We start from the raw sequence: 12,745 nt of genomic DNA on the forward strand, positions 1-12,745 counted from the left end.
CCCCCATCCACGGCCTGCAGCCCCGCCACCACCCGGAGCAGTGTCGACTTCCCGCTCCCGGAAGGCCCCAGCACGCACACCGTCTCGTGCTCGGCCACCTCCAGCGTTACGGAATCCAGCGCCCGGTGGTCCCCGAAGCGCACCGTCACATCGTCCAGCCGCAGCATCTAGAACTCACCCGCCTTATCCGTACGCACCCGCTCCAGCAGCAGCAACGCCACCGCGCACACCACCATGAGGATCGTCGACAGCGCCATCGCCTGCCCGTAATTGAGCTCCCCCGCGCGCCCCAGCAGCCGTGCCACCGCCACCGGCAGCGTCGGCGTATCGGGCCGGGCGAGGAACACCGTCGCCCCGAACTCGCCCAGCGAGATCGCGAAGGCGAAGCCCGCCGCCACCAGCAGCGCCCGCCGTACCAGCGGCAGGTCCACCTCCCGCCAGACCCGCCACGGCGAGGCCCCGAGCACGGCGGCCGCCTCGCGCAGCCGGTCGTCGATGGCGCGCAGCACCGGGAGCATGGTCCGTACGACGAAGGGCACCGCCACCAGCGCCTGGGCCAGCGGGACGAGGATCCACGAGGCGCGCAGATCGAGCGGCGGCTCGTCCAGAGCGATCAGGAAGCCGAAGCCGACGGTCACGGCCGACGTCCCCAGCGGCAGCATCAGCAGCGCGTCGAAGCCGCGGACGAGACGCCCGGCCCGCCGGGTCACCGCGGCCGCCGCTAGACCGCCCACCACCAGCGCGATCACGGTCGCGACCGCCGCGTATTGAAGCGAGTTACGGACCGCGTCCAGCGGCGGGACCAGGAAGGTCGCGTCGGCGTCGGTGTGCGCCAGCGCCCGGTAAAAGACCAGCCCATACCCGCCGCCCGCACCGTGGAACGAACGCTCCACCAGCACCGCCAGCGGCAGGATCAGCAGCACCACGATCGACACCAGCACCGACCCGAGCAGCGCCCACTGCCCCTTCCCGCGCGGCCGCCGCGCCGTGAGCGCCGGGTCCACGAGCCTGAGCGCCGTCTCCCGCCGCCGCACCGTCCACGCGTGCAGCGCGAGGATCGCCGCCACCGCCGCGAACTGCACCATCGTCAGCACCGCCGCCGCCGGCAGGTCGAGGAAGTCCGCGGTCTGGCGGTAGATCTCCACCTCCAGCGTGGCGTAGTACGGGCCGCCGAGGATCTGGATCACGCCGAAGGACGTAAAGGTGAAGAGGAAGGTCATCAGCGCCGCGGCCGCCACCGCGGGCAGCAGCGCCGGCAGCGTCACCCGCCGCCAGGCCGCGAAGCGGCCCGCGCCCAGCACCCGCGCCGCCTCCTCCTGCCGCGGGTCGAGCTGCGCCCACAGCCCGCCCACGGTCCGTACGACGACCGCGTAGTTGAAGAAGACGTGCGCGAGCAGGATCGCCCAGACCGTCGTGTCGAGCCGTACGCCCCACACCTCGTCCAGCAGCCCGCCGCGCCCGACCAGCGCGAGGAAGGCGGAGCCGACGACGACCGTCGGGAGCACGAACGGCACCGTCACCACCGCCCGCAGCAGCTGCTTCCCCGGGAAGTCGTAGCGCGCGAAGACATACGCGCCGGGGAGCGCGAGCACCAGCGTCAGCCCCGTGGAAGCCGCCGCCTGCCACACCGTGAACCACAGCACCGACAGGATGTCCGGGTCCCCGGCCACTTCCCCAATGCGGCCGAACTGCCACGTCCCGCCCTCACGCAGCCCGCGCGCGACGATCGCCCCGACCGGATACGCGAAGAAGAGCGCGAAGAACGCCGCCGGCACGGCCATCAGGCCGAGCCGGGCGGCGCTGCCCCGGCGGAGGCGGAGGCGGGGCCGGGTTACTTGACGACCTGCGAGGTCCACGTCTTGATCCACTGCTCCCGGTTTTCGGTGATCTTCTCCGGGGCGAGGGTCTGCGGATCGTCGATCTTCTCGCCGTACTTCGTGAACACCTCGGGCAGCTTGGCATCCTCGCTCGCCGGGTTCACGAACATCTGCAGCGGCATGTCCTCCTGGAAGGACTTGCTCAGCAGGAAGTCGATGAGCTTCTTGCCGCCTTCGGCGTTCTTGGCGTTGCTGAGCAGCCCGGCGAACTCGATCTGCCGGAAGCAGGTCCCGGTGGCGACGCCGGTCGGTGCCTCCTTGGGCTGCGGCTTGAGCTCCAGCACACCGGCCGGCGGCGAGGAGGCGTACGAGACGACGAGGGGCTTGTCGCCCTTGCCCGCGCCGGAGAAGTTCTCGTAGTACGCCTGCTCCCAGCCGTCGACGACCTGGACGCCGTTGGCCTTGAGCTTCTTCCAGTACGCCTCCCAGCCGTCGTCGCCGTATTCGGCGGCGGTGCCGAGCAGGAAGCCGAGGCCCGGCGACGAGGTGGCGGCGTTCTCGGTGACGAGGAGGTTCTTGTACTGCGGCTTCGTGAGGTCCGCGAAGGTCTGCGGCGGCTTGAGCTTCTTCTCTTCGAAGTACTTGCGGTCGTAGTTGACGCAGATGTCGCCGTAGTCGACCGGCGTCGCGCGATGCTTGTCCTTGTCGAGCTGCAGCTCGGCGGGTACGGCCGACAGCCCCTTCGCCTCGTACGGCTGGAAGAGGCCCTGGTCGAGGCCGCGGGACAGCAGCGTGTTGTCGATGCCGAAGAAGACGTCGCCCTGCGGGTTGTCCTTGCTGAGGATCGCCTGGTTGACGGCGGAGCCCGCGTCCTTGCCCTTGAGGATCTTCAGCTTGAGACCCGAGGACTTCTCGAACTCCTGCTGCACCTTCTTGGAGACGGCGAAGGAGTCGTGGGTGACGAGGGTGACCGTCTTGGCGTCGGAGCCGGACCCGCCGTCATCGCCCGATCCGCAGGCGGCGAGCGTGATGGCGCCGAGCGCGACGAAAGCGCAGGCCACGGCGATGCGATTGTGCCTCATGTGATGCACCGAGCTTCCTACCCAGAATGACCTGGGCAAGGTTCGAGGGTCTGCGGGCGCCGCCTTGCGGTGCCGCACTCTCAGCGCGTGCTGCGCTCCCCTGCCGGAATGTTTGTACGAAAGAACAGTATCAGGGCCTGATCACTACTTCTCCGCCGCGGCCAGCTGGCCGCAGGCACCCTCGATCTCCTGGCCACGGGTATCCCGTACGGTCACGGGCACACCATGCGCCTCGATCGCCGCGACGAAGGCCTTCTCGTCCTCGGGGCGGGAGGCGGTCCACTTCGAGCCGGGGGTCGGGTTCAGCGGGATCAGGTTGACGTGCACCCGCTTGCCCTTGAGCAGCCGCCCGAGGCGGTCGCCGCGCCAGGCCTGGTCATTGATGTCCCGGATGAGGGCGTACTCGATCGACACCCGCCGCCCGGACTTGTCCGCGTAATCCCAGGCCGCGTCGAGAACCTCGCGGACCTTCCACCGGGTGTTGACGGGCACGAGCTCGTCGCGCAGCTCGTCGTCGGGGGCGTGGAGAGAGACGGCGAGGCGGCACTTCAGCCCCTCGTCGGCAAGTCGATTAATAGCCGGTACGAGGCCCACGGTCGACACCGTGATCCCGCGCTGCGACAGCCCGAGCCCGTCCGGCTCCGGGTCGGTGAGGCGGCGGATGGCGCCGAGCACGCGGTTGTAGTTGGCGAGCGGCTCGCCCATGCCCATGAAGACGATGTTGGAGAGCCGGGCCGGACCGCCCGGGACCTCGCCGTCGCGCAGCGCCCGCATGCCGTCCACGATCTGGTGCACGATCTCGGCGGTGGACAGATTCCGGGTCAGGCCCGCCTGTCCGGTGGCGCAGAACGGGCAGTTCATGCCGCAGCCGGCCTGCGAGCTGATGCACATGGTGACCCGGTCCGGGTAGCGCATCAGCACGGACTCGACCAGCGTGCCGTCGAAGAGCTTCCACAGCGTCTTGCGGGTGGTGTCGTTGTCGCAGCTCAGATGCCGTACGACGGTCATCAGCTCGGGGAAGAGCCCCGCGGCGAGCTTGTCCCGCGAACCGGCCGGGATGTCGGTCCACTGCGCGGGCTCGGTGGCGTAGCGCGCGAAATAGTGCTGCGAGAGCTGCTTCGCGCGGAACGGCTTCTCACCGAGCTCCGCGACGGCCTCCTTGCGCTCGGCAGGAGTGAGATCGGCAAGGTGCCGCGGCGGCTTCTTGGTCCCGCGGGGTACGGCAAAGGTGAGCTCTCCGGGCTTTGGCATGATCTGCCCATTGTCCCACAGCGGGCCCGCTGACCTGTGCCGCCGAGGAACCGGCTCAGGCCAGGCCCTGCCAGCCCCAGCGCGGGGTCGGCCCCGGATCGCCGATGTCCGTACCGGGCTCCTCCGCCGAGACCTCACGGGCGATCTTGGTGCCCCAGTCGAAGTACTCGAGCACGCGGCGGCGCAGCAGGTCGTCGGGCGGGAGCTCCTTTTCTACCGCCGCCGCCATCAGCTCCATCCAGCGCAGCCGCTGCTCCTCGGTGATGTGCAGGCCGAGGTGGGCGCTGAGGAGCGCGTGGTGGCCGCCGAGGTCGTCGGTGAAGCGGGTCGGGCCGCTGAAGATCTCGGCCAGCCACACGGCCACGTGCTCGATGTGCGTCGGCGTGAAGTCCGCGAAGACCGGCGCCAGCAGCTCGTCGGCCAGCACGGCCTCGTAGAAGGTGTTACTCAGTCGGCGCAGCACCTCAATGCCGCCGATCGCGTCGTAGAGCGTTCCTGTGGGCTCCATGCGAGCAGCCTCACACGGGCCGGCGCCCGCCCGACACCGGATCACTCAGCTCCGGTTGTGCTGAGCGTGAACCAGCTCCACGGCCTCCTCGCGCGTCGCCACCGACGGCGGCGAGCCCTTGAGCGGCTTGCCCGCGGTCTCCTTCAGGTTGGCCACGGCGACGATGCCGACGACGGCGAACAGCATCATGTAGAAGGCCGGCATCAGATCGTTCCCGGTGGCGCTCACCAGCGCCTCCACGGCCAGCGGCGCGGTGCCGCCGAACAGCGACACGGACACGTTGAAGGCGATGGCCAGCGCGCCGTACCGCAGCGCCGTCGGGAACAGCGCCGGCAGCACCGCCGACATGGTGGCGAGGTAGCACAGCAGGCACATGCCGAGGATCAGCAGGCCCGCGAAGACCAGCGGCCAGGTGCCGGTCCTGATCAGCATGAAGGCCGGCATCGACAGCACGAGAAAGCCGATGGATCCGGTCATCAGCAGCGGCTTGCGGCCCACGGTGTCGGAGAGCCGGCCGACCAGGTTGATCAGCGCCATGAGGATCACCATCACCACCACGATGGCCATCAGCCCCGAGGTCCCGGAGAAGCCGAGGGTGTCCTCCAGGTACGTCGGCATGTACGACAGCAGGACGTAGTCGGTGACGTTGTACGCGGCGACCAGCGCGATGCACACCGCGACGGCCCGCCACTGCCCGGCGAACCGCTGCAGGAACGGCACCTTCTCCTCCCGGTCCGCCGGCCCCGACTCCTCCTCCAGGTGCTGGAACGCCGGGGTCTCCTCCAGCTTCAGCCGCAGGTACAGGCCCACCAGGCCCATCGGGGCGGCCACCATGAACGGCACGCGCCACCCCCACGACAGCATCTGCTCGTTGCTCAGGAACGTCTGCAGCGCGGTGACCAGCACCGCCGCGAGCGTGTAGCCGATCAGCGTGCCGAACTCCAGAAAGCTGCCGAAGAAGCCGCGCCGCTTGTCCGGCGCGTACTCGGCGATGAAGGTCGCCGCACCGCCGTACTCACCGCCGGTGGAGAAACCCTGCACCATGCGGAAGAACACCAGCAGCGCCGGCGCCCACAGGCCGACCGCGGCATGGGTCGGCAGCACGCCGATGGCGAAGGTCGCCGCCGACATCATGATCATCGTGAGCGCGAGGATCTTCTTACGGCCGATCCGGTCGCCGAGCGGGCCGAAGAACATGCCGCCCAGCGGCCGTACGAGGAAGGCGGCGGCGAAGGTGGCGAGCGACGACAGCGTCTGCGCGGTGTCGCTGCCGGACGGGAAGAAGACCTTGCCGATGGTGACCGCGAGATAGGCGTAGACGCCGAAGTCGTACCACTCCATGGCGTTGCCGAGCATCGTGGCCTTGACGGCACGCTTCACGGACGGCTCGGGCGTCACGGTGACGTCCGTGACCCGCAGCCGCGGCTTGCGGCGGCGCAGCGCGGCCCGGCGCAGAAAGCGATGCCGCTCGGGAAGCGGCAGCTCCTCGTCCGTCTCCAGCGTCCCCGACATGCGCGCTCCCACCTCTCCGGACAGGTTTCCTACAGCCCTTCATGATGTTGGGTGAGAGGTCGGGGTCATGCACGGCGAAAGGCCCCGACTGCCAGGACTTTCATCCTGGTGGTCAGGGCCTTTGGTCCAAATCCGGGGGGGCCGCTACAGGCCGGACCCGACGAACGCCACCATCAGCAGCCATACGACCGGCGCCGTAGGCAGCAGCGAGTCCAAGCGGTCCATGATGCCGCCGTGGCCCGGCAGCAGCGTGCCCATGTCCTTGATGCCCAGGTCGCGCTTGATCATCGACTCGCCGAGGTCGCCGAGGGTGGCGCTGGCGCTGACCGCGAGGCCGAGCAGCAGGCCCTGCCACCACTTGCCGTCGTCGATGAGGAACTGCATGCACAGCGCGCCCGCCGCCATCGCGAAGGCGGCCGCCCCCAGCAGCCCCTCCCGGGTCTTTCCGGGACTGATCCGCGGCGCGAGCTTGTGGGTGCCGAACTTGTACCCCACCGCGTACGCCCCGGTGTCGCAGGCGACCGTCAGCAGCAGGAAGGTGAAGACCCGGTACGGGCCGTCGTCCGCCGCCAGCATCATCGCGACGAAGGTGGCCAGGAACGGGACGTAGATCGCGGCGAAAACGCCGGCGGTGACATCCCTGAGGTAGTTCTCCGGCGGCTCGGTCATCCGCCACACCAGCACCGCGAGCGCGGTCAACGCCATGGCCACCCAGGCGCCTTCGGCCCCGCGCAGATAGCCGGCGACGATCATCGCGACGGCCCCGATGGCCAGCGGCACCAGCGGCGCCTTGATGTCCTTGCGCTCCCGCAGCCGCGAGGTCAGCTCCCACAGCCCGACGACGGCGGCAGCGGCGATGACACCGACAAAGACGACCTTGTAGACGAACAGCGCGGCCAGCACAACGGCCCCGAGCCCGAGCCCCACACCTATGGCCGCGCCAAGATCCCGCCCGCCACGCCGCTTGCGCGGCGCCGCCGGCGCGGACTCCGCCTCGGCCTCACCCTGCGCCTGCGACTCCGGCCCGGCAGCCGGCTCCTGCCCGGCCGGGGGCTGCGGCTGCTCACGCCGCGCATAGTCCCCGGCCCCGTAAGCCCCGGACTCGTACGCCCCGCCCTCGTCATCGCGGAAGAGGGGCCCGGTCACCCGGGTCCCCTCCTGCTCCTCCTTGTCGCCGCCGGAACCACCGTCGGGGGCGCGGCCGGGACCGCCATCAGGCACTACGGGCATGGCACGAGTCTGCGCCGCATCAGCACCGCCGTGCGGGGGACCCGCCGGAACGGGCCCCTGGTCGGGTGGTCCCCAGTAACCGGGGCTCGAGGGAGCACCCCAAGGAGAGTCGTTCATCAGACTTCGAGCAGCTCCGCTTCCTTGTGCTTGAGCAGCTCGTCGATCTGCGCCACGTACTTGTGCGTGGTGTCGTCGAGCTCCTTCTCGCCGCGGCGGCCCTCGTCCTCGCCCACGTCGCCGTCCTTGATCGCCTTGTCCATCGACTCCTTGGCCTTGCGGCGCACGGAGCGGATGGAGACCTTGGCGTCCTCGGCCTTGGTCTTGGCGACCTTGATGTACTGCTTGCGGCGGTCCTCGGTGAGCTCCGGGAAGACCACCCGGATGATGTGGCCGTCGTTCGACGGGTTGACGCCGAGGTCGGAATCCCGGATCGCCTGCTCGATGTTGCGCAGCGCGCTCTTGTCGAACGGGGTCACCACGGCCATCCGCGGCTCGGGTACGGAGAACGACGCCAGCTGATTGATGGGCGTCAGGGCCCCGTAGTAGTCGGCGACGATCTTGTTGAACATCGCCGGGTGCGCACGGCCGGTGCGGATGGCTGCGAAGTCCTCCTTCGCGACCACGACGGCCTTCTCCATCTTCTCCTCGGCCTCGAGGAGGGCTTCTTCGATCACCACTGGCTCCTGGTCTCTTCAGTGAGCGTCGGGCACGCCCTTGCGCACGTGTCGTTCTCTTACGTCTGCACGGTGTCCGACCGGCAGGCGGTTGTCCATCCCCCCAAGGGGGCGGGCCCGCGCGGGCCCGCGGTGTCCTCAGGCCCGGGTGCCGTGGTCGCTCACCAGCGTGCCGATCTTCTCACCCTTCACGGCGCGGGAGATATTGCCCTCCGCGAGCAGCTCGAAGACGAGAATGGGCAGCTTGTTGTCGCGGCAGAGCGTGACGGCGGTGGCGTCGGCGACCTTCAGGTCCCGGGTGATGACCTCGCTGTACTCCAGGGCGTCGAACTTCACCGCCCCGGGGTTGGTGCGCGGGTCGGAGTCGTAGACCCCGTCCACGCCGTTCTTGCCCATCAGCAGCAGCTCGGCGTCGATCTCCAGCGCGCGCTGGGCGGCGGTGGTGTCGGTGGAGAAGTACGGCATCCCCATGCCGGCGCCGAAGATGACCACGCGGCCCTTCTCCAGGTGGCGCACGGCGCGCAGCGGGATGTACGGCTCCGCGACCTGCCCCATGGTGATCGCGGTCTGCACGCGGGAGTCGATGCCCTCCTTCTCCAGGAAGTCCTGGAGGGCCAGGCAGTTCATGACGGTGCCGAGCATGCCCATGTAGTCGGAGCGGGCCCGGTCCATGCCGCGCTGCTGCAGCTCGGCGCCGCGGAAGAAGTTGCCGCCGCCGATGACGACCGCGACCTGGGCCCCGTCGCGTACCACCGAGGCGATCTCGCGGGCGATCTTGTGCACGACGTCCGGGTCGACGCCGAGGCCGCCACCGCCGGCGAAGGCCTCTCCGGACAGCTTCAGCAGAAACCGTCCCCCGGGCTTGTGCTCGCCGGTCTTGTGATGGTCAGCGCCGTCTTTCATGGGTTTCTCCTCGTGCACGTAGCAAGAAGGCCATTGCCGCGGGGTCTTGTACAAGACACCTTCTCGGCAATGGCCTCCCTGTCACTTCAGTCGGCTCGCCACGACCCTAGCGGGTCGCGGAAGCGTCTCAGGCGCCGACGCGAATGCGGGCGAAGCGCTTCAGCGTGACGCCCGCCTCCTGCAGCACCTTCTCCACGGACTTCTTGTTGTCCTTGGCGAACGGCTGCCCGAGGAGGGTGACCTCCTTGAAGAAGCCGTTGAGACGACCCTCCACGATCTTCGGCAGGGCGGCCTCCGGCTTGCCCTCCGCGCGGGTGGTCTCCTCGGCGACGCGACGCTCGGCCTCGACGACCTCGGCCGGAACGTCGTCCTTCGTGAGGTACTTCGGCGCGAACGCGGCGATGTGCTGCGCGACATCCTTGGCGACCTCGGCGTTCGGCTGGTCCAGCTCGACCAGAACGCCGACCTGCGGGGGCAGGTCCGGGGAGGTGCGGTGCATGTACGCGGCCACGTAGCCGTCCGTGAACTGCGCGAAGCGGTCCAGGACGATCTTCTCGCCGAGGGTGGCGTTGGCCTCGTCCACGTACGCCTGGACGGTCTTGCCGGCCTCGATCTCGGAGGTGAGCAGGGCGTCGAGGTCCGCCGGCGTGGTGGCGGCCACGTGCTTGGCGAGAGCGTCGGCGACGGTCACGAACTTGTCACCCTTGGCGACGAAGTCGGTCTCGCACTTCAGCTCCAGCAGCACGCCGGAGGAGTTGTCGTCGGCGATGAGGGAGACGACAGCGCCGTTCTCGGCGTTGCGGCTCTCACGCTTGGCGACACCCTTCTGGCCCTTGATGCGGAGCGCCTCGACAGCCTTGTCGACGTCGCCACCGGCCTCGTCAAGCGCCTTCTTGCAGTCCATCATGCCGGCGCCGGTGAGCTCGCGGAGCTTCTTGACGTCGGCGGCGGTGAAGTTCGCCATGATTCCTGGAGTTCTCTTCTTCTCGAAGGTCGATTACGGGAAAGGAGTGACGAAAGCCCTGGTCAGGCCTGCTCGCCGGCCTCGGCGGCGGGGGCCTCGGCAGCGGGCGCCTCGGGGGCGGCCTCAGCGGCCGGCGCCTCGGGGGCGGCCTCGGCGGCGGGGGCCTCGGCGGCAGCCGGGACCTCAGCGGTCGCAGCCTCGGCCGGCTTCTCGTCGGCCTTCTCCTCAGCCTTCTCGTCGGCCTTCTTCTCGCCCTCGAGCAGGTCGCGCTCCCACTCGGCCAGCGGCTCGCCGGTGCCCTTCTCGGCCTTCTGGTCGCCCTGCGCGGCACCGGAACGGGCGATGAGGCCCTCGGCGACGGCGTCGGCGATCACACGGGTGAGCAGGGTGACGGAGCGGATGGCGTCGTCGTTGCCCGGAATCTTGTAGTCGACCTCGTCCGGGTCGCAGTTGGTGTCGAGGATCGCGACGACCGGGATGCGCAGCTTGCGCGCCTCACCGACGGCGATGTGCTCCTTCTTGGTGTCGACGATCCACACCGCGGAGGGCACCTTCTGCATCTCGCGAATACCACCGAGGGTCTTCTCGAGCTTGGCCTTCTCACGGGAGAGGACGAGCAGCTCCTTCTTGGTGAGGCCGGAGGCGGCCACATCGTCGAAGTCGATCTGCTCGAGCTCCTTGAGGCGCTGCAGACGCTTGTAAACGGTGGAGAAGTTGGTGAGCATGCCGCCCAGCCAGCGCTGGTTCACGTAGGGCATGCCGACGCGGGTGGCCTGCTCGGCGATGGCCTCCTGCGCCTGCTTCTTCGTGCCGATGAACATCACGGTGCCGCCGTGAGCGACGGTCTCCTTGACGAACTCGTAGGCGCGGTCGATGTACGACAGCGACTGCAGCAGGTCGATGATGTAGATGCCGTTGCGCTCGGTGAAGATGAAACGCTTCATCTTCGGGTTCCAACGGCGGGTCTGGTGACCGAAGTGGACGCCGCTCTCCAGCAGCTCCCGCATCGTGACGACGGCCATGGCCGTACTCCTCATGTACTCGGTTTCTACGCGGCGGACCAGGTCGGCCACCGCTGTCCTGACACCCCGACGCGAGTGCCGCTGCCGTTACGGGCAGTGGACCGAGAGTCGCGGCCACGGATGAACCTGGCGGTCCGGCCAGTGGCGGGGTGTGCGAAGTCGACCCGTCAGCCGGGTCGCCATAGAGATTGTACGGGACTGCGGAAGGGCTTCGGACCGGGCGCTGGTGAGACCTGCGATGAGGAGTTATCCACAGGCCGGCGGCAAGATCCCCGCGGGGTGGTCCTGACCGGGCAGTGTGCGGGGTATGGACCGCCGCAGCCCAGCCCACGGCCACCACCCGCGCTCTGCCGCCCGGTGGAGAGCGGGTCTGGGCGGAGGGCGGGGAGCGGGTCCGGGCAGACGGCTGGGTGTGGGTCCGGCCGGATGGTTGGGCGCGGGTCGGGCCGGATGGTTAGGCGCGGGTTTGGCCGGGCGGCTGCGGGCCGCCGCTCGCTGGGTCGCCCCGCGCCCTCCGGATTGCCGGACTACCCGGCGGTGGCCCGCACCCGGCCGCAGCCGCCTGCTGCGGTGCGGGAGCAGGCGCCTGCTCATTGCCGTCCTGGCAGCGGCGCTCCTGACCATCACCAGCGCCACCGCGGCTCCGCCCCGCACGGGGGTGGGGGCGGAGCCCAGCGGCGCGACGAGCGGTCAGGCGGCACAGGAGGAGGGCATCGAGGCCGACGAACGACGCGGCCCGTGGATCGCACCGGGCGACGCACAGGACGGAGACCGGAACGGCTTTCTGGGCGCCCGAGCTGGAGACCGGGACGGCCCCGCCGTCACCCCACCCGGAGACCGGGATGACCCGGCCAGCGCCCGACCCGGAGACCGGGGCGACCCTGCCAGCACCCAAGCCGGAAGCCAGAACGGCCCCGCCGGCACCCAACCCGGAAGCCGGAACGGCCCCGCCGTCACCCAAGCCGGAAGCCGGAACGACGCTGCCGGCACCCGCCCCGGAGACCGGATCGGATCCGAAGACGCGCGACCAGGAGACCGGATCGGGCCCGCCGGGGGGCGAGCGTGGCCGGTGGACGGGGGTGCCCCGCAGGCCCGGCCGACGCTGGCGCGCGGCTTCGAGCCGCCCCGATCCGCGTACGGCCCGGGGCACCGGGGCGTGGACCTACTGGCCCGCCCCGGGCAGCCGGTCCGGGCCGCCGCCCCCGGCAAGGTCTCCTTCGCGGGCAAGGTCGCGGGCCGCGGCGTGGTCTCGATCGAGCTAACGGACTCAGGGACACCTCCCCTGCGAATCACGTACGAGCCGGTCCGCGCCACGGTCACGAAGGGCGACAAGGTGGGCGCCGGCGGCCTGATCGGCGTGCTGCAGGCGGGCCCGTTCCACTGCCCGGAGCCCTGCCTCCACTGGGGCCTGAGACGCAACGAGACCTACCTGAACCCACTGGCACTCCTACCGAAGGAAATGCTACGAGGCGGCCCATCAAGGCTCCTCCCGGTCTTCGGAGTCCCACTCCCCCACTCCGGCACAAAGCCCCGCCCACACCGAGCCAGAAGAACCACCGCCCGCCGCACGAAGCCCACACTCCGATCCCACCGCACGAAGCCGGGCCCTGCCCTACCTACCGGAGGGGACCTAGGGAGCCATGCCTATCGCACGGAGCCGGGCCCTAGACCCCTGCCAGCAGGGGTCTAGGGGCGGAACCCATCCCAATTGCACGGAGCCCGGACCCTGCCCCTCGTCGGTGGGAACCAAGGGGGCCCACCCCTATCGCACGGAGCAACGGG

General features: G+C 69.8%; 12 protein-coding genes. 1 reads left to right on the forward strand and 11 read right to left on the reverse strand.

Going from position 1 to position 12,745, the window contains the following annotated elements; genetic code table 11:
- The 11 genes from G5C51_RS33605 to rpsB form a co-directional block, all read right to left on the reverse strand.
- A partial coding sequence (locus G5C51_RS33605; protein WP_165243120.1) for an ATP-binding cassette domain-containing protein occupies window positions 1-167 on the reverse strand: 167 nt, incomplete at its 3' end.
- The gene (locus G5C51_RS33610) at window positions 168-1,781 is read right to left on the reverse strand and encodes an ABC transporter permease (RefSeq protein WP_165243142.1); all 1,614 of its coding nucleotides are present in this window, start codon (window positions 1,779-1,781) and stop codon (window positions 168-170) included. It lies immediately after the preceding gene.
- A 50-nt stretch (window positions 1,782-1,831) separates the two neighbouring features.
- On the reverse strand, window positions 1,832-2,899 hold the full coding sequence (locus tag G5C51_RS33615) for a thiamine ABC transporter substrate-binding protein (protein ID WP_165243122.1): 1,068 nt from the start codon (window positions 2,897-2,899) through the stop codon (window positions 1,832-1,834).
- A 144-nt stretch (window positions 2,900-3,043) separates the two neighbouring features.
- Window positions 3,044-4,150: a dual-specificity RNA methyltransferase RlmN gene (gene rlmN, locus G5C51_RS33620; RefSeq protein ID WP_165243124.1), complete on the reverse strand. Its 1,107-nt coding sequence runs from the start codon at window positions 4,148-4,150 to the stop codon at window positions 3,044-3,046.
- A 55-nt stretch (window positions 4,151-4,205) separates the two neighbouring features.
- A complete protein-coding gene (locus tag G5C51_RS33625) occupies window positions 4,206-4,658 on the reverse strand; it encodes a group II truncated hemoglobin (protein WP_165243126.1) in 453 nt (150 codons plus the stop codon).
- Between the two features lie 45 nt (window positions 4,659-4,703).
- Window positions 4,704-6,170, reverse strand: a complete 1,467-nt coding sequence (locus tag G5C51_RS33630) for an MFS transporter (RefSeq protein WP_165243128.1) — start codon at window positions 6,168-6,170, stop codon at window positions 4,704-4,706.
- A gap of 144 nt (window positions 6,171-6,314) precedes the next feature.
- Window positions 6,315-7,517, reverse strand: a complete 1,203-nt coding sequence (locus G5C51_RS33635; protein WP_165243130.1) for a phosphatidate cytidylyltransferase — start codon at window positions 7,515-7,517, stop codon at window positions 6,315-6,317.
- Window positions 7,517-8,074, reverse strand: a complete 558-nt coding sequence (gene frr, locus G5C51_RS33640; protein WP_165243132.1) for a ribosome recycling factor — start codon at window positions 8,072-8,074, stop codon at window positions 7,517-7,519. Before frr ends, G5C51_RS33635 begins: the two co-directional genes overlap by 1 nt.
- A gap of 138 nt (window positions 8,075-8,212) precedes the next feature.
- Entirely contained in the window at window positions 8,213-8,977 is a 765-nt protein-coding gene (gene pyrH, locus G5C51_RS33645) for a UMP kinase (RefSeq protein WP_165243134.1), read from the reverse strand.
- 127 nt (window positions 8,978-9,104) lie between these two features.
- Entirely contained in the window at window positions 9,105-9,941 is an 837-nt protein-coding gene (gene tsf / locus G5C51_RS33650; RefSeq protein WP_165243136.1) for a translation elongation factor Ts, read from the reverse strand.
- A 62-nt stretch (window positions 9,942-10,003) separates the two neighbouring features.
- On the reverse strand, window positions 10,004-10,963 hold the full coding sequence (gene rpsB / locus G5C51_RS33655; protein WP_165243138.1) for a 30S ribosomal protein S2: 960 nt from the start codon (window positions 10,961-10,963) through the stop codon (window positions 10,004-10,006).
- Between the two features lie 307 nt (window positions 10,964-11,270).
- Between rpsB and G5C51_RS44165 the strand changes: the two genes are divergently transcribed.
- Window positions 11,271-12,653 carry a peptidoglycan DD-metalloendopeptidase family protein gene (locus tag G5C51_RS44165; protein WP_165243140.1) on the forward strand — a complete coding sequence of 461 codons (1,383 nt, stop codon included), beginning with the start codon at window positions 11,271-11,273 and terminating at the stop codon, window positions 12,651-12,653.
- Window positions 12,654-12,745 lie beyond the last annotated feature (92 nt).

The organism is Streptomyces coryli, from assembly GCF_011044975.1.
GTDB classification, from domain to species: domain Bacteria; phylum Actinomycetota; class Actinomycetes; order Streptomycetales; family Streptomycetaceae; genus Streptomyces; species Streptomyces coryli.

Bases quoted from the DNA above. Each gene is read 5' to 3' on its own strand.
- G5C51_RS33610 (WP_165243142.1), bottom strand. From the start codon at position 1,781: ATGGCCGTGCCGGCGGCGTTCTTCGCGCTCTTCTTCGCGTATCCGGTC.
- G5C51_RS33615 (WP_165243122.1), bottom strand. From the start codon at position 2,899: ATGAGGCACAATCGCATCGCCGTGGCCTGCGCTTTCGTCGCGCTCGGC.
- rlmN (WP_165243124.1), bottom strand. From the start codon at position 4,150: ATGCCAAAGCCCGGAGAGCTCACCTTTGCCGTACCCCGCGGGACCAAG.
- G5C51_RS33625 (WP_165243126.1), bottom strand. From the start codon at position 4,658: ATGGAGCCCACAGGAACGCTCTACGACGCGATCGGCGGCATTGAGGTG.
- G5C51_RS33630 (WP_165243128.1), bottom strand. From the start codon at position 6,170: ATGTCGGGGACGCTGGAGACGGACGAGGAGCTGCCGCTTCCCGAGCGG.
- G5C51_RS33635 (WP_165243130.1), bottom strand. From the start codon at position 7,517: ATGAACGACTCTCCTTGGGGTGCTCCCTCGAGCCCCGGTTACTGGGGA.
- pyrH (WP_165243134.1), bottom strand. From the start codon at position 8,977: ATGAAAGACGGCGCTGACCATCACAAGACCGGCGAGCACAAGCCCGGG.
- tsf (WP_165243136.1), bottom strand. From the start codon at position 9,941: ATGGCGAACTTCACCGCCGCCGACGTCAAGAAGCTCCGCGAGCTCACC.
- rpsB (WP_165243138.1), bottom strand. From the start codon at position 10,963: ATGGCCGTCGTCACGATGCGGGAGCTGCTGGAGAGCGGCGTCCACTTC.
- G5C51_RS44165 (WP_165243140.1), top strand. From the start codon at position 11,271: ATGGACCGCCGCAGCCCAGCCCACGGCCACCACCCGCGCTCTGCCGCC.